The 16201-nt window shown below is 63.2% G+C and carries 12 protein-coding genes; 9 read left to right on the top strand and 3 right to left on the bottom strand.

The features are described from left to right. Window positions 1-19: 19 nt before the first annotated feature. From ACFPWW_RS22560 to ACFPWW_RS22545, 4 genes are all read left to right on the top strand, one after another. Window positions 20-1957: a DUF2207 domain-containing protein gene (locus tag ACFPWW_RS22560; protein WP_377313260.1), complete on the top strand. Its 1938-nt coding sequence runs from the start codon at window positions 20-22 to the stop codon at window positions 1955-1957. A 92-nt stretch (window positions 1958-2049) separates the two neighbouring features. Next, window positions 2050-3321 (top strand): phosphoribosylamine--glycine ligase, encoded by a 1272-nt coding sequence (purD, locus tag ACFPWW_RS22555; RefSeq protein WP_112706381.1) that lies wholly within the window; start codon window positions 2050-2052, stop codon window positions 3319-3321. 108 nt (window positions 3322-3429) lie between these two features. Then, window positions 3430-3882, top strand: a complete 453-nt coding sequence (locus ACFPWW_RS22550) for a plant virulence effector HPE1-like domain-containing protein (protein ID WP_112706382.1) — start codon at window positions 3430-3432, stop codon at window positions 3880-3882. Window positions 3883-4221: 339 nt separating this feature from the next. Further along, window positions 4222-6045 (top strand): methyl-accepting chemotaxis protein, encoded by a 1824-nt coding sequence (locus ACFPWW_RS22545; RefSeq protein ID WP_377313259.1) that lies wholly within the window; start codon window positions 4222-4224, stop codon window positions 6043-6045. Window positions 6046-6116: 71 nt separating this feature from the next. Here ACFPWW_RS22545 and ACFPWW_RS22540 read toward each other — a convergent pair whose 3' ends face one another. Together ACFPWW_RS22540 and glyS are read right to left on the bottom strand one after the other, a co-directional pair. Continuing rightward, a complete protein-coding gene (locus tag ACFPWW_RS22540; RefSeq protein ID WP_377313258.1) occupies window positions 6117-6611 on the bottom strand; it encodes a DUF523 domain-containing protein in 495 nt (164 codons plus the stop codon). A 73-nt stretch (window positions 6612-6684) separates the two neighbouring features. Then, window positions 6685-8862, bottom strand: coding sequence for a glycine--tRNA ligase subunit beta (gene glyS, locus ACFPWW_RS22535; RefSeq protein ID WP_377313257.1), 2178 nt, complete (start codon window positions 8860-8862; stop codon window positions 6685-6687). A gap of 236 nt (window positions 8863-9098) precedes the next feature. Here glyS and ACFPWW_RS22530 point away from each other — a divergent pair, with 236 nt between their 5' ends. The 5 genes from ACFPWW_RS22530 to ubiA all read left to right on the top strand — a co-directional run bounded on the left by ACFPWW_RS22530 (window position 9099) and on the right by ubiA (window position 15486). After that, window positions 9099-11408 carry a Tex family protein gene (locus ACFPWW_RS22530; protein ID WP_377313256.1) on the top strand — a complete coding sequence of 770 codons (2310 nt, stop codon included), beginning with the start codon at window positions 9099-9101 and terminating at the stop codon, window positions 11406-11408. 133 nt (window positions 11409-11541) lie between these two features. Next, entirely contained in the window at window positions 11542-12801 is a 1260-nt protein-coding gene (locus tag ACFPWW_RS22525) for a class I SAM-dependent methyltransferase (protein WP_112704512.1), read from the top strand. Window positions 12802-12951: 150 nt separating this feature from the next. Beyond that, window positions 12952-13530, top strand: coding sequence for a histidine phosphatase family protein (locus tag ACFPWW_RS22520; protein WP_113414548.1), 579 nt, complete (start codon window positions 12952-12954; stop codon window positions 13528-13530). Between the two features lie 118 nt (window positions 13531-13648). Beyond that, a complete protein-coding gene (locus ACFPWW_RS22515; RefSeq protein WP_112758753.1) occupies window positions 13649-14458 on the top strand; it encodes a MipA/OmpV family protein in 810 nt (269 codons plus the stop codon). A gap of 68 nt (window positions 14459-14526) precedes the next feature. Further along, a complete protein-coding gene (gene ubiA / locus ACFPWW_RS22510) occupies window positions 14527-15486 on the top strand; it encodes a 4-hydroxybenzoate octaprenyltransferase (protein ID WP_377313255.1) in 960 nt (319 codons plus the stop codon). Between the two features lie 59 nt (window positions 15487-15545). Here the strand turns inward: ubiA and ACFPWW_RS22505 are convergent, their stop codons facing one another. Then, window positions 15546-16112 (bottom strand): DUF6101 family protein, encoded by a 567-nt coding sequence (locus ACFPWW_RS22505; RefSeq protein ID WP_112573191.1) that lies wholly within the window; start codon window positions 16110-16112, stop codon window positions 15546-15548. Window positions 16113-16201: the final 89 nt, after the last annotated feature.

Raw genomic sequence — 16201 nt, 5'->3', positions numbered from 1 at the left:
CGCAATCGGGGGAGGGCACATGGTCCGGCGGTTTTTCGGCATTTGTTTCGCACTGCTGCTGGTGCTGTCTGCGCGGGCAGCCATCGGTGCCGAGTTCATCGCCTCCTTCGATTCCGCCATCCAGCTGGAAAAGAGCGGGGCGATGACGGTGGCCGAAACCATCACCGTCAATGCCGAAGGCGATCGCATCCGGCGCGGTATCTTCCGCGATTTTCCGCTGACCTTCAGGGATGCGAGCGGCCGGCGCCGCAGCGTCGATTTCAGCGTCGTCTCGGTCAAGCGCGACGGCGTGGACGAGCCCTGGCATACGGAATCCGTCGCGGGCGGTATTCGCATCTATGCCGGCTCGCAAGAGGTGACGATCCCTGCCGGTCGCCATCAATATGTCTTCACCTACAAGACGAACCGCCAGGTCCGCTATTTCGACGATCATGACGAGCTCTATTGGAACGTCACCGGCAACGGCTGGATTTTCCCGATCCGCACGGCCACAGCCACAGTCACCTTTCCGCAGGGTGTTGTGCCCGAAGATGTCACCTTCTTCACCGGCCCGGTCGGGGCCACCGGCAAGAATGCCCGCTCCGGCATGGATGGCGGCCGGCTGATCGTCGCAACCACCGCGCCGCTTGGCGAAGAGGAAGGGCTGACCTTTGCCGTCAAACTACTCAAGGGGGCGATCGATCCGCCGAGCGCCGAGCAGGAGAGCAGCTGGTGGTTCAGCGACAACCGCGACTATTTCATCGGTTTCGGTGGGCTGATCCTCGTCTTCCTCTATTACACGCGCTCCTGGCTGAAGGTCGGCCGCGATCCGGCGCGAGAGATCGTCGTGCCGCGCTGGGACCCGCCGGGCGGCATTTCGCCGGCACTCGTCAACTATATCGACAACAGGGGCTTTTCCGGCCAGGGCTGGACGGCGTTGTCGGCGACCGCCCTCGATCTTGCCGTGCGCGGCTATGTTACGCTGGAAGATCTCAAGGATGCGATCATCATCCGCCGCACCGGAAAACCGCTCGGCAAGGAAAAGCTTCAGGCCGGCGAGGCGGAGCTTCTGAAGGCGGTTGGCGGCAGCAATGATACGCTGACCATCGACAAGGCCAATGGTGAAAGGGTCAAATCCGTCGGCCAGACGTTCCGTTCTTCGATCGAACGGGAACATCGCGGCAAATATTACAATTCCAACGCCGGTTACGTCAGCGGCGGCGTGATTTTGAGTGCCGCCGCCCTGGTGACGCTCTTCGTTTTCGGGTCGCTGGAGCCGGATACGATCGTGCTGATGATCGTTCCGATCGGTATTTCCGTCTTCCTGTCCGTCTTCGTGGCCGGTTTTGCAAAGGCGCTGCATGGCGGCCGGTCGCTCGTCGGCAAGATCTTTGCCGTCATTGCCATCGCGATTGCCGTTTTCGTGGGCTTGAGCATTCTCTCGTCCATTGTGCTGGCGCTTGGCTCCCAGCTGATGGAGTTCCACGAAACGCCGATGCTTTTTGCGGTCGGCGGCATCGTGCTCCTCAACATCCTCTATTTCTTCATCATGGGCGCGCCGACCCCGCTCGGCGCCAGGATGACGGCCGGCGTCGATGGCCTCAGGCAATATCTGACGCTTGCCGAGAAGGACCGGATGAACATGGCCGGCGCGCCGCAGATGTCGCCGCAGCATTTCGAGACGCTGCTGCCCTATGCCGTGGCGCTCGGCGTCGAAAAGCCGTGGTCGCGCACGTTCGAAACCTGGCTGGCAGCCGCTTCCGCAGGGGCTGCCGCGGCCGCCTACAGCCCCGGCTGGTATTCCGGCAATTTCAACAGCGGCAGTTTTTCCGATCGCATCGGCGGTTTCTCCTCGTCGATGGCTTCGACCATTGCCTCCACCATTCCCTCGCCCCAGCCCTCCAGTTCGTCCTCCGGCTTTTCCGGCGGCGGCTCGTCCGGCGGGGGTGGAGGCGGCGGCGGAGGCGGGGGCTGGTAAGCTTTCCCGCTTGACCTTTCGGGCCTTCCCGCTTAACCGCCAGACCAACGGGCTAGGCCGGCAGGCCAGACGAGCAGCAAAAGGGAGCGGGCATGAAGGTTCTGTTGATCGGATCGGGCGGACGCGAGCACGCACTCGCCTGGAAGCTGGCGCAATCGCCGCTGATGACGGAATTCTACGCCGCGCCCGGCAATCCCGGCATCGCCGAACATGCGACATTGGTCGCCGTCGATGTCGATGACCATGACGCCGTCGTTGCCTTCTGCCGGGAAAAGGCAATCGACTTTGTCGTCGTCGGACCCGAGGCGCCGCTGGTTGCCGGCATTGCCGACCGGTTGCGCGCCGCAGGCTTCGCCGTCTTCGGTCCCTCTGCCGCCGCCGCCCAGCTTGAAGGCTCCAAGGGCTTCACCAAGGATATCTGCGCCCGCTACAACATCCCGACCGGCGCTTACCAGCGCTTCAACAACGCCCCGAAAGCCAAGGCCTATATTCGTGAGCAGGGTGCGCCGATCGTCGTCAAGGCCGATGGCCTTGCCGCCGGCAAGGGTGTGACGGTTGCCATGACGCTGGACGAGGCGCTGGCCGCCGTCGACGATTGCTTCGAAGGCGCTTTCGGCGAGGCGGGCGCGGAAGTGGTGGTCGAAGCCTATCTCGACGGCGAGGAAGCGAGCTTCTTCTGCCTCTGCGACGGCAGGAACGCCCTGGCCCTCGCAACCGCCCAGGACCACAAGCGCGTCGGTGAGGGCGATACCGGCCCGAATACCGGCGGCATGGGCGCTTATTCGCCGGCTCCCGTCATGACGGCCGCAATGACCGAGCGCACGATGAAGGAAATCATCGAGCCGACCATTCGCGGCATGGCCGAAAGCGGCCATGCCTTCTCCGGCGTCTTCTTCGCCGGCCTGATGATTACGGCCAAGGGGCCGGAACTCATCGAATACAATGTCCGCTTCGGCGATCCGGAATGCCAGGTGCTGATGATGCGGCTGAAGAGCGATCTCCTGCCGCTGCTGCTGGCCTGTGCCAACGGCACGCTGGATCAGGTCGAGGCCGAATGGAGCGACGACCCGGCACTGACCGTCGTCATGGCCTCGAAAGGTTATCCGGGTTCCTACGAGAAGAACACGCCGATCCTCGCGCTGCCGCAAGCAGGCGAGGGCGAGAAGGTGTTTCATGCCGGCACATCGCTCAAGGACGGCGCGCTTGTCGCTACCGGCGGCCGCGTGCTGAACGTGACGGCGACCGGCCGCACGGTCGGCGAGGCGAAAGAGCGCGCCTATTCCCTGCTCGACCGGGTAAAATGGGAAAACGGCTTCTGCCGCCGCGATATCGGCTGGCGCGCGGTCGAGCGCGAAAAGGCATAGGGAGCGGGTGGGCAACGGCCCGTTTCGCTAAATTTTTACCTTTTCTTCTGACGGGATGGAAATAAAGCCGCGCTATTCTGGCTCCTGACATGAGACGGAGCGGGTGTGATGCGTCAGGTATTCTTCAGTGCGGTCTTTCTGCTGGCGGCGGGTTCGGCCATGGCCGGCTCGATCGAAGTGATCGGGCCTGACGCGCCGAGGAAAGCCGGCAGCATCCTTATCGAAACCTGCGCCCATTGCCCGCCGCTGCAGGCCGATCCTTCCAAGAGGGAATATTCGGTGCCGACGCTCAGCCCCGGCGCTTTCCAGCAAGCCGAGGTCCGTGACATCGGTGGAGAGAGGAAGATCTACCGCACCGAAAACTGGATGGGCGGTTCCCCCGTCCTCTTCGTGAACAAGGCGACGCCCGAGCAGATGCTTGCGCTCGCTCCCGCAGTACCCGGCGAAGGCATCGACAATGAGGCCACGGCCGCCGTGGTTGGCGGCGAGGCGAAGCCGCTCGCGGCCGGCATGGGCGCAACCGCGCCTCTCGACGCTTCGAGGTTCGAGCTCCGTTTCTAATTCAGATCCTGCCGATCCGGTCCAGGTTTCGAACGCACCCTGAAGATAAGCAGGGTGCGTTTTTTACTGTTTAAATACGTATATCCTAATTTATGCGATTGCGATTGCGCAGAACTGCAACTTATACAAGTCTGCAAGAAGATACCCGTCAATTCTACTAGGGCTTCCGAGTAGAAGGCCCGCCATCGTTAAAAGATAATTTAATTATTCACCTTAATTTTACTTAGCGGGGGACCGGAGGACGCATGATTGCGCTAGCTGAGCACGCGATGTTTCGCGCGCAGGTCGGGGGTTGGCCGATCCGGGATACAGAATTTCATCTTTTCCGTGAGGTCAATCATGAAGAAACTCAAGATTGCTCATCAGCTTTTTGCGCTGGTCGGTGTTTTGATGGCTGCATTTGCAGTCGCTACTTATTTCGAAATCCGTACATCCGAGCAGGCGATCTACGATGAGCGTTTCGATATGCTTCGCACCCAGGTCGAATCCGCAGTCTCCGTTCTCAATACTTTCTACGAGCGCGAGAAAGCCGGCCAGATGACGCATGAGGCCGCCCAGGCCGAAGCGTTCGACGTTCTGAAGCGCGTTACGTTCCAGCCGGCGGGATATGTCTTCGGTTTCGACTACAATGTCGTCCAGCTCTTCCATCCAAGCCCGGTCAACCTGGGCAAGGACATGAGCGGCCAGATCGACAAGGCCGGCAATCATTTCAGCAAGCAGCTTGTCGAGCGCGGCATCGCCGGCGGCGGTCGCACCTACTACTATTGGTCCAAGCCGGGTCATCCCGATGACCAGACCTTCCTGAAGGGCGGCTATTCGCTTGCCTTTGCCCCGTGGAAGGTCGTCGTCGGCACGGGCGTCTATCTCGACGACCTGCAGGCCAAGGTCAACGAAACCATGTGGAAGGCCCTGACGGCCTGCGCCATCGTCTTCGTTGCGGGTATTGCCACGGCCTTCTACTTCATCCGCGGCATATCGAACCCGCTGAAGGATGTGCACAACGCGCTTCAGGCCGTTGCCGACGAGAATGTTTCGATCGCGATCCCGCATACCGGCATGAACAACGAAGTCGGCATGATGGCGAAGGCAACGCAGTCGCTGCAGGAAAAGATCCGCGAACGGCATGCGATGTCGGAGCGTGAGACGGCCCAGCAGCTGGCGCTCGAAAGCGAGCGCGAGACGAACCTGCGCCACCAGCAGGACGAAGCCGCCATGCAGGCCCGCGTCGTCAGCACGATCGGCCAGGCGCTGGAACAGATCGCCCACGGCGACCTGACGGTGCGCTGCGCCGATATCGGCCAGAAATACGCGGCGCTGCGCGACAACTTCAACGATGCGCTCTCGCATCTGGAAGCTGCCATGGCCCAGGTCAGCGCCAAGGGCGGTGACATCGGCGTCGCCAAGGAAGAGATCCGCCGCGCCTCCAACGAGCTGTCGCAGCGCACCGAGCGCCAGGCCGCAAGCCTGGAAGAGACCTCGGCTGCTCTCGACGAGCTGACGGTTGCCGTTCGCCAGACCGCAGACGGCGCCCATGAGGCCAGCAAGCGGGTTCACTCGGTCTCGACCGAAGCCACCCACAGCGATGCGATCGTCACCCAGGCGATCGAAGCCATGAGCGGCATCGAAAAATCCTCGTCGGAAATCTCCAAGATCATCGGCGTCATCGACGAGATCGCCTTCCAGACCAACCTTCTGGCGCTGAACGCCGGTGTCGAGGCAGCGCGTGCCGGCGAAAGCGGCAAGGGCTTTGCCGTCGTCGCCCAGGAAGTGCGCGAACTGGCCCAGCGTTCGGCGGCTGCCGCCAAGGAGATCAAGGACCAGATCGCCCGCTCGTCCAGCCAGGTCGACCATGGCGTGCGCCTCGTCGGCGAGGCAGGCGAAGCGCTGAAGCGCATCTCCGACCAGATCAAGGCCGCCAACGAGATCGTCGCCAAGATCGCCCACAGCGCCTCCGAACAGGACACGACGCTGCGCTCGATCTCCTCCTCGATGAACCAGCTCGACGCCGCCACCCAGCAGAACGCCGCCATGGCGGAAGAGACGACGGCATCGGCCGAGACGCTGGCTGCCGATACCGACGAACTGCTCGGCCTCATCCGCGGCTTCCGCGTCGGCAATGTCGCAGCCGCTCCCGCCGCCCATCACGGTCGCCGCGCCGCCTAAAGCGGGGCGACCAAAAGGCATTTCATCACCAAAGAAATTAGCGGCTGCCGGTCTTTCCGGCAGCCGTGCCGTCAGTCGGTCCGGCCGATCCGCTCGACGAGCCGGTCGATGTCGCGATCCGAGAAGACTTCGACACCCGCCTGTCTCAGGGCTGCCGCAGTGACGCCGCTGCCGGCGCGCCGGTTGCCGGAAAACGAGCCGTCGTAGATGAAGCCGGAACCGCAGGACGGGCTGCCGTCGATCAGCAGCGCATAACGGCAGCCGTTGGCGACCGCAAGCCGCACGGCATTGTCAGCCGCCTGAAGGAATTCATCGGTCACGTCGCCGCCCGTCAGTTCCATGACACGCGCCTTGCCTGCCAGCACATCCTCGCCGCCGGCCGCATCTGCGATCTCGGCAGGGGGCCGCGGCACGGGCATCCCGGCCGACATTTCCGGACAGATCGTTACCAGCCGGCCCTCCTGCATCCAGCGCCCGATTGCCGGATGCACAAGCGGCTTCGCGCGTCCGTCATAGCGGACGGCATGACCCATGAGGCAGGCGCTGACGAGGATCTTCGACACCATGGATGAGGTCTAGCGCACATTCATGTCCGCGTCATCGTCCCGGGCCGGAAGGCCCTGTTTTTCATCGTCCGTCTCAGCCGGCGATCTTGGAGAAATCCGCCACTGTGCCGGTTGCCTCGCGGATCATCCGCAACAGCGCAAGACGGTTGGCGCGGATCGCCGCATCCTCGTCGTTGACGAGAACGTCGGTGAAGAAGCGGTCGACCGGGGCGCGCAGCTTCGACAGGGCTTCCATGGCCGAGCGGAAATCCTCATGCGCAACGGCACCGGCCGCTTCCGAGGAGGCCTTGGTGATGGCGCCGAACAGTTCCTTCTCGGCATCGAGCCTCAGCAATGCCTCGGAAACGCCGTCGGCAACGACCGTGCCCTTCTTCTCTTCGGCGGCCAGAAGCTGTGTGGCGCGTTTGGTGCCGGCGAGCAAGTTGATGCCGTCTTCCGAGGTGATGAAGGCCGTCAGCGCCTCGACGCGGCGGGCGACCATCAGCAGATCGTCGGCTTCGGGCGTCAGCACCGCATCGATGAGGTCGTGGCGGGCGCCCTGGTCGCGCAGGTAGACCTTCAGCCGGTCGTGGAAGAAGGAGAGCAGATCGATCTGCCGCGACAGGTCGTCGGTGGCAATGTTGGCGCCGATATCGGTGTCGATGCGCTGCATATGCGAGACGATGCGCGGCAGGAGTGTGAGGCGCACACGCTTTTCGAGCAGGATGCGGATGATGCCGAGCGCCGCGCGGCGCAGCGCGAACGGGTCCTTGGAGCCGGTCGGCTTCTCGTCGATCGCCCAGAAGCCGATGAGCGTGTCGAGCTTGTCGGCAAGGGCGACGGTGATCGCAACCTTGTCCTCGGGCACGCGGTCGGACGGACCCTGCGGCTTGTAATGGTCTTCGATCGCGGTCGAAACGGACATGTCCTCGCCCTGCAGCACCGCATATTTGCGGCCCATGACGCCCTGCAGTTCCGGGAATTCGCCGACGGCTTCGGTGCGCAGGTCCGCCTTGCAGAGAACGACGGCACGGTCCACCAGCTTATAGTCGGCGCTGGCCGGCATGGCGATCTTGGCGGCAAGCGCGCGAATGCGCTCGACGCGGTCGCCCTGCGTGCCGAGCTTGGCATGGAAGGTAACGTTCAGGGCGTCGAGCTTGGCCATGCGCTGGTCGAGCGGCTTTGCGAGGTCGAGGCCGAACTTCTTCGCGGATGCTTCCAGCGTTTCGAGATCCGGCAGGTTGCCCTGGTCGCGCTTCCAGAAATGCAGCGCGTCGGAGAGGCGCGCGCGCACGACCTTGCCGTTGCCGTGAATGATTTCCTTGCCGCCGTCGGTCGCCTGGATGTTGGAGACGAGGATGAACTTGTTGGAAAGCGTCTCCTCGCCCTGTTTGCGGGTGACGAAGCATTTCTGGTTGGTCTTGATGGTCAGCCGGATGATCTCGGAAGGGATCGAAAGGTAATCCTCCTCGAAGGAACCCATCAGCACCTGCGGCCATTCGACGAGGCCGGAGACTTCCTCCAGCAGGCCCTCGTCTTCGACCAGTTCCAGCCCGCTCGCAAAGGCGATGTCGCGGGCGTCGTGCAGGATGATGTCCTTGCGCCGCTCCGCATCGAGGATGACCTTAGCCTTTTCGAGGCTCGCGACATAATCGTCGAAACGCTTGACGGTGATCGCGTCAGGCGCGTGGAAGCGATGGCCGTACGTCACGTTGGAGGCGACGATGCCGTCGATCTCGAAGGGAATGACGACGGTTTCTTCGTGCTCGCTTCCGAAGGTGCAGACGATCGACTGCAGCGGGCGCACCCAGCGCAGCGATCCGGGCTGCGAGGAGGCCTTGCCCCAGCGCATCGATTTCGGCCAGGGAAAATCCCTGATGATGCCGGGCATGACTTCGGCGATGATCTCTTCCGCGCCGCGGCCGGGCTTGGAGATGACGGCGACGTAGAAATCGCCCTTCTTCGGATCGCTGACGACCTGCGCTTCGGAAACGGAGGAAAGGCCCGCACCCCGCAGGAAGCCTTCGATCGCCTTTTCGTTGGCGTCGGTGCGCGGCCCCTTGCGCTCTTCGCGGATATCGGCCGAGCGGGCCGTCAGGCCGTGAATGTCGAGCGTCAGCCGGCGCGGCGTCCAATATTCGCGCGCACCCTCATAGGTCAGTCCCGCTTCAACCAGGGCATCGGTCAGGAGCTTCTTGAGATCGCCGGCGGCCTTGCGCTGCATGCGGGCGGGGATCTCTTCGGAGCGAAGTTCGAGAAGCAGGTTCGGCATGGTACTCTTTTCCTGGCGCCTGCGGGGCAGGGCAATCAAAAATGGTCGCCTCTGCTACCAAAGAATGCCGCATCTGCACAACCGCAAAAACGGGATGGGGAAGGCTCAATTGCGCCCCGCACGGGGGCTTGAATCGGCGGCGGCTCTCGCTTCCGCTGTGGAAAGCCGCAGCAGGCATTGCCTTGCCGCTTTTCGTCGCTATGGTCCGCCAATCCCAACGAACCGCAGGAAATTCCATGGCCGCTGACCTTCGTTCGCTCGCAGCAAGCATCTCCGCCGAAATCAACGCAAGGCCCGATCAGGCCAAGGCGGCGATCGAGCTGCTGGACGAGGGCGCGACGGTCCCGTTCATCGCCCGCTACCGCAAGGAAGTGACCGGCGGGCTGGACGATACGCAGCTGCGCACGCTGGCCGAACGCCTCGTCTATCTGCGCGAACTCGAAGCCCGCCGCGATGCGATCGTCGAATCCGTCACCGGCCAGGGCAAGATGACCGAGGAACTGATGGCGAAGCTTGCCGGCGCCGCCACCAAGGCCGAGTTGGAAGACCTCTATCTGCCCTACAAGCCGAAGCGCCGCACCCGCGCCGAGATCGCCCGCGAACGCGGCCTCGGCCCGCTTGCCGCAGCGATCCTAGCCGAGCGCGGCAGGGAGCCGGCGGTGCTCGCCGAAGCCTATGTCAATGCCGACGTGCCCGACGTGAAGGCGGCGCTCGAAGGCGCGCGCGACATCGTTGCCGAAGGTTTTGCCGAAAATGCCGACCTGCTCGGCAAGCTGCGCGCCCATCTGCGCAATGCGGCCCTTCTCAAGGCCAGGGTCGTGGAGGGCAAGGAAGCGACCGGCGAAAAGTTCTCCGACTATTTCGACCATTCCGAACGCTGGGCGACCGCACCCGGCCACCGCGCGCTTGCCATGCTGCGCGGCTGGAACGAAGAGGTGCTGACGCTGTCGATCGAGGCCGATGCCGAGATCGCCTCGCCGAACAAGCCGGTCGAGCGCATGATCGCCACCGCCTACGAGATAGGCGCCTCGCGCCCCGGCGACCGCTGGCTGATGGATGTCGCAAGCTGGACCTGGCGCGTGAAACTCTCCATGTCGCTGTCGCTCGACCTGATGCGCGAACTGCGCGAAAGGGCGGAGGAAGAGGCGATCCACGTCTTTGCCCGCAATCTGAAGGACCTGCTTCTGGCGGCGCCCGCCGGCTCGCGCGCCACGATGGGCCTCGATCCGGGCATCCGCACCGGCGTCAAGGTCGCCATCGTCGATGGCACCGGCAAGCTTCTCGATACGACGACCGTCTATCCCTTCCCGCCGAAGAACGACGTACGCGGCACGCAGGCCGAACTCGCCTCGCTCATCCGCAAGCACAATGTCGAGCTGATCGCCATCGGCAACGGCACCGGCAGCCGCGAGACGGAAAAGCTGGTGGCCGACATGCTGGCCGCATTGCCGGCACCCAAGCCCACCAAGGTCATCGTCTCGGAAGCGGGTGCTTCCGTCTATTCGGCCTCGGAAACCGCGGCCGCCGAATTCCCGCAGCTCGACGTGTCGCTGCGCGGCGCCGTCTCCATCGCGCGCCGCCTGCAGGATCCGCTCGCCGAACTCGTCAAGATCGAGCCGAAATCGATCGGCGTCGGCCAGTACCAGCACGATGTCGATCAGGCCAAGCTCTCCCGCTCGCTGGATGCGGTCGTCGAAGATGCCGTCAATGCCGTCGGCGTCGATCTCAATACGGCGTCTGCGCCGCTGCTTGCGCGCGTCTCCGGCCTCGGCCGGTCGATTGCCGATGCGATCGTCCTGCACCGCGACCAGAACGGCGCTTTCGAAAGCCGCAAGGATCTCCTGAAGGTCGCCCGCCTCGGCCAGCGCACCTTCGAACAGGCGGCCGGCTTCCTGCGTATCCCGAACGGCAAGGAGCCGCTCGACGCCTCCTCCGTGCATCCGGAAGCCTATGGCGTGGCCAAGAAGATCGTCGCCGCCTGCGGCCGCGACCTGCGCTCGCTGATGGGCGACAGCGCCACGCTGAAGGCGCTCGACCCGCGCAAGTTCATCGACGAGAAGTTCGGCCTGCCGACGGTCAAGGATATCATTGCCGAACTGGACAAGCCCGGCCGCGACCCGCGACCGAGCTTCAAGACCGCGACCTTCGCGGAAGGCGTCAACGAGATCGGCGACCTGACGCCCGGCATGATGCTGGAAGGCACCGTCACCAACGTCGCCGCCTTCGGCGCCTTCGTCGATATCGGCGTGCATCAGGACGGCCTCGTCCACGTGTCGCAGCTCGCCGACCGCTTCATCAAGGACCCTCACGAAATCGTGAAGGCTGGTGACGTGGTCAAGGTGCGCGTCGTCGAGGTCGATGTGAAACGCAAGCGCATCGGCCTTTCCATGCGCAAGGATGACGGTGGTTCCGCGGGTTCTGCGCGCGGCGAGTCGCGCGCAAATGCAGGCTCTCGCCCGCAGCAGGAGCGCCGCCCCGCGCCGGCGAAGCCTCAGAGTCAGGGCGCCTTTGGCGCGGCACTCGCCGAAGCCATGAAGCGAAAATAAGGGCTTAGCCCCAATGTCGACAAAAATGTCACACTTTGGCAATTGAATTTGCCGAGTGCTAAATCCGGTGCTTGTAAGGCAGGCGAGAGCGACTAAGTTGATGTGACCATCCTGTCACATTTGCGAGGCGTCCATGGCGTCGGCATTCTTATCGATTGTCCAAAAGATCATCCGCAAGGGTTCCTTGACCCTTACGCTCGCCAGCGGCGAGACCCACACGATTGGCGACGGCACCGGCGACCCGGTTGCCGTTCGCCTTGCCGACCAGGAAGCCGAGGATGCGATCCGTCGCGATCCGACGCTGAAGCTCGGCGAAATGTATATGGAAGGCCGGTTCATTCTCGAACAGGGCAACATCTACGACTTCCTCGCCCTGGTGAAGCAGAACACCACCAACGAAATCTTCGATTTCAAGATGGCCGCCCTGCTGATCGGCCGCATTGCCATGCAGCAGCTCAAGAGCCGCATGCCGATCAATCACAACAAGCGTAATGTCGCCCACCATTACGACCTCTCCGAAAAGCTCTTCGAACTCTTCCTCGACGAGGACTGGCAATATTCCTGCGCCTATTTCGATCCGCCGGGCATCAGCCTGGAGGAGGCCCAGGTCGCCAAGAAGCGCCATATCGCCGCCAAGCTCATGCCGCAGCCCAACCAGCGCGTTCTCGAGATCGGCTCCGGCTGGGGCGGCATGGCCATGTATCTGGCGGAATCGACGCCCGGCCTCGACGTGACCGGCATCACGCTCAGCGAAGAGCAGCTGAAGATCTCGCGCGAGCGTGCGGAAAGGCGCGGCCTTGCCGATCGTGTCCGTTTCGAGCTGCAGGACTATCGCTACCTGACCGGCAAGAAGTTCGACCGTATCGTCTCGGTCGGCATGTTCGAACATGTCGGCATCGGCAATTACGGCAACTTCTTCAAGAAGGTGCACGAGTTGCTGGACGACAACGGCGTCATGCTGCTGCATTCGATCGCGCGCCCGAAGCCGAGCTTCGCCACCAACGCCTTCATCGAGAAATATATCTTCCCGCAGGGCTATATTCCCTCGATCGCCGAAACGCTGGTGCCGCTCGAAAAGGCCGGCCTCCTGACCCGCGACGTCGAAGTGCTGCCGCTCCATTACGCCTATACGCTGCGCCACTGGCGCGAGCGCTTCGTGGCCCGCAAGGCAGAAGCCGTGGCGCTTTACGACGAGAAGTTCTTCCGCATGTGGGAATTCTATCTGGCAGGCTCAGAAATGGGCTTCCGCTGGGACGAACTCTTCATCGAGCAGATCCAGATCACCAAGAACCAGTTCGCAACGCCCGACAACCGCAATTACATTGCGCAGAACGAGGCGAAGCTGAAGGAATTCGAGGCGACGCGGCCGCCATTGGAAAAGTTCACCTTCTGATATCGAAAGCGCGGTCCGCTGCATCGGCCCTTGCGAAGATCGGAATTGATTTTCGCAAGGGCCGATGCGTAGAACTCAAGGAATGGGAGCGCTGCGCGTCCGAACGGACGCAGGGCGCTCTGGCCGCGCTTTTTCTTTGGAGAGACGGGCATGAGCGCATTTCCCGAAATCACCCTCGTGCGCCACGGCGAAACGGCCTGGTCCCTGTCCGGCCAGCACACCGGCCGCAGCGATATTCCTCTCACGGCCAACGGCGAGGCGGCTGCCCGCGCGCTCGCTCCGCGGCTGGCAGGTCTTTCTGTCTCCGCCGTCTGGTCGAGCCCGTCGCAACGGGCGCACAATACCTGCAGGCTTGCCGGCTTCGGGGAAGGGGCCGCCATCAAGCCCGATCTCGCCGAATGGGATTACGGCGCCTACGAGGGCATCACCACCAAGGAAATCCTGGCCAGGCGCCCCGGCTGGCGGCTTTTCCGCGACGGCTGCCCCGACGGTGAGTCCGCGGCCGATATCGGCGCCCGTGCCGACCGCATCGTCGCCGAATTGCGTCAGGTCAACGCGCCGGTCCTGATCTTTTCCAGCTCGCATTTCCTGCGCGTGCTCGCCGCCCGCTGGCTCGGCCTGCCGCCTGAGGATGGCGCGCGTTTCATCCTGGATACGACGAGCATCAGCGTTCTCGGTTATGAGCACGACCTGACCGAGCCGGTCATCCGCCGCTGGAACCAGAAGTAACTTCCCATCCCCTCGATCTCGCCGCCTTGGTTAAGATTGAGGTAACACCCTCACTATAAATCTACCGATCGCCGCCGTCCGCGGCCGTTCTTGTATTGCGTTTTCTGGAGTGCGGATTGTGTTTAATCGATCAGTCGTATCGATCTCTTTAGCTATTGCCCTTGCCTCTTTCGGTACAGCCTCCGCTCAGGAAGGCGGCCACTGGTGGTCCGGCGACTGGTATCTGAAGGTCGGCGTGTCAGGCTTTTCCGCGCCGAAGTTCGAAGGCGCTTCGACCAACGAATTCAAGTTCAGCCCGCTGATCTCGGTCGGCCGCCAGGGCGCCGGCCCGCGCTTTTCCTCGCGCAACGACAATCCCTCCTTCGCCCTCGTCGACAATGGCGGCTTCCGTGCCGGTATCGTCGGGCGCTACGTGCCGGAGCGCGATCCGGATGACGACAGCGATCTGCACGGTCTGAAGAAGGTCAAGTGGGGTGCGGAAGTCGGCGGTTTTGCCGAAGTCTACCCGACCGACTGGCTGCGCGCCCGCGCCGAAGTGCGCCAGGGCATCCGCTCGCATGACGGCCTCGTGGCCGATCTCGCCGTCGACGCCTTCACCGATATCGCGCCCGACCTGCAGCTGTCGGGCGGCCCGCGCGCCACCTTTGCGACCGGCGGCTATTTCGATTCCTATTACGGCGTCAACGACAAGCAGGCGGCGGCCAGCGGCCTGAAACCTTACGATCCCTCCGCCGGCATCCAGTCCTACGGCGTCGGCACCGCACTCACCTGGAACGCGACCGAAAACCTGTCGACCAGCGCCTTTGCCGAATACAAGCGCCTTGCCGGCCCGGCGGCCGACAGCAGCCTCGTGCGCGAGAAGGGGTCGAAGAACCAGTTCGTGATCGGCGTATCGGCAAGCTACAAGTTCAATTTCACGCTGAACTGACCCGGCTCTGCGATCGCGCCCCGTAATCGCGTCTTGACCGCGAATGCCGGCCGTCGCTAGATGGCTCCATGCAACAGATTGACGGTCTCAACGGGCGCGTTGCCGATGCGCCCTCGGATAATTGGGTTTATCGCATCCTGCCGCCCTGGCTGTGGCCCTATGCGCAGCTGGCGCGCTGGGACAGGCCGATCGGCTGGCAGCTGCTCATGTGGCCGTGCTTCTGGTCGGCCGCGCTTGCCGCCAATGCGGCGATCGAGCCGCGCGTCTTTTCCGGCGCCCTTCTGCTCTACCATCTGTTCCTGTATTTCATCGGCGCCGTCGCCATGCGCGGCGCCGGCTGCACCTATAACGACCTCGTCGACCACGAGATCGACATGCAGGTGGCGCGCACCCGCTCTCGCCCGCTGCCTTCCGGGCGTGTGACACGCCGGCAGGCGAAGATATTCATCGGCCTGCAGGCGCTGGTCGGCCTGTTCGTACTCTTGCAGTTCAACTGGTTTGCCGTAATTCTCGGCGTGCTGTCGCTCGGCATCGTCGCCCTCTATCCCTTCGCCAAGCGGTTTACCGACTGGCCGCAATTCTTCCTCGGCCTTGCCTTCTCCTGGGGCGCATTGATGGGCTGGGCCGGCATATTCGGCAGCCTGTCCTTTTCCGCGGTCCTGCTCTATTTCGCGTCGGTCGTCTGGACGATCGGTTACGACACGATCTATGCGCATCAGGACAAGGAGGATGACGAGCTGATCGGCGTCCGTTCCACCGCGCGCCTCTTCGGCGAGCGCACGCGCATGGCGCTTGTCGGCCTTTACGGGCTCACTCTCCTGTTGATGTTCCTGTCTTTCGCCTTTGCCGGCGTCGGGCTTCTCGCCTATGTCGGCCTGCTGATTGCGGCCGGCATGTTCGCCTCGCAGATCAGAACGCTCGATATCGACGACGGCGCCCAGTGCCTCGCGCTCTTCAAGTCGAACACCCGTGTCGGGCTGATCGTCTTTCTCGGCCTGTTCGTCTCGCTGCTTTTCGCCATTCCCTGAGCGCAAATGAAAAACCCGGCGCAAGGGCCGGGTTTGCGGGTAGGATCTGAACCTGTCGTTCAGTTGCGGGCGATGATTTCCTTGCCCTCGATCTTCATGATGACGCCAAGCTTGCCGGTGGTGCGGCGCACGAGGAAGCGCGGGCGCCGGTTGGCGAAATAGGAGTGGCGCCGGCGCGGCTTCATGTCGCCGGTGCGCAGCCCCCCGATATGTTCTTCGAGCGGGCGGGCGATGCCGTCGGCTTCCACCATCAGCATGGGGATGCCGTAGGCCTCCGACCAGCTGCGCCAGTCGGCGGCGATATCGCCGAGATCGTGGGCCACCAGCAGCGGAATGCAGAGTTCCGGATCTTCGTGATGCAGTTCGAGCGTTACGGTGACTTCGCCGTTGCCGTGGTCGATGGCGCGGGCGGCAACGCCCTTGAAGACGCGCCGCGGCAGGGCGATGGAGAGCGGCAGGCCGCTGGAGGGGAGAATCTTGCGCAGGACCGCGCCGCGTTCGTCGATCGTTATGCTGACGTCACCGGCATGGTCGTGGATGGCATAGCTTACCTGTTGCGGAAAGCGAGACGGATCAAGACGCAATGTCGTGCCAGCCCAGACGGGCTTCAGAACGGTATTCTTCATTTCATTTCTACCCTTGTCTTACCTGAGAGCCGGTTTCCGGTCTTCTCGTTGGGACTTTTCGTCCTCTATGGCCCGACAATAGGCGGCCC

This window comes from Rhizobium sp. GCM10022189 (genome assembly GCF_042656325.1).
Classification (GTDB): domain Bacteria; phylum Pseudomonadota; class Alphaproteobacteria; order Rhizobiales; family Rhizobiaceae; genus Rhizobium.
This window is presented reverse-complemented; position numbering and strand designations above follow the sequence as displayed.

What these genes read in the sequence shown, in the direction of transcription:
- ACFPWW_RS22520 (WP_113414548.1), top strand. Translation starts at nt 12,952, where the DNA reads ATGAGCGCATTTCCCGAAATCACCCTCGTGCGCCACGGCGAAACGGCC.
- ACFPWW_RS22530 (WP_377313256.1), top strand. Translation starts at nt 9,099, where the DNA reads ATGGCCGCTGACCTTCGTTCGCTCGCAGCAAGCATCTCCGCCGAAATC.
- ACFPWW_RS22560 (WP_377313260.1), top strand. Translation starts at nt 20, where the DNA reads ATGGTCCGGCGGTTTTTCGGCATTTGTTTCGCACTGCTGCTGGTGCTG.
- ACFPWW_RS22545 (WP_377313259.1), top strand. Translation starts at nt 4,222, where the DNA reads ATGAAGAAACTCAAGATTGCTCATCAGCTTTTTGCGCTGGTCGGTGTT.
- ACFPWW_RS22525 (WP_112704512.1), top strand. Translation starts at nt 11,542, where the DNA reads ATGGCGTCGGCATTCTTATCGATTGTCCAAAAGATCATCCGCAAGGGT.
- ACFPWW_RS22540 (WP_377313258.1), bottom strand. Translation starts at nt 6,611, where the DNA reads ATGGTGTCGAAGATCCTCGTCAGCGCCTGCCTCATGGGTCATGCCGTC.
- ACFPWW_RS22505 (WP_112573191.1), bottom strand. Translation starts at nt 16,112, where the DNA reads ATGAAGAATACCGTTCTGAAGCCCGTCTGGGCTGGCACGACATTGCGT.
- ACFPWW_RS22550 (WP_112706382.1), top strand. Translation starts at nt 3,430, where the DNA reads ATGCGTCAGGTATTCTTCAGTGCGGTCTTTCTGCTGGCGGCGGGTTCG.
- glyS (WP_377313257.1), bottom strand. Translation starts at nt 8,862, where the DNA reads ATGCCGAACCTGCTTCTCGAACTTCGCTCCGAAGAGATCCCCGCCCGC.
- purD (WP_112706381.1), top strand. Translation starts at nt 2,050, where the DNA reads ATGAAGGTTCTGTTGATCGGATCGGGCGGACGCGAGCACGCACTCGCC.
- ubiA (WP_377313255.1), top strand. Translation starts at nt 14,527, where the DNA reads ATGCAACAGATTGACGGTCTCAACGGGCGCGTTGCCGATGCGCCCTCG.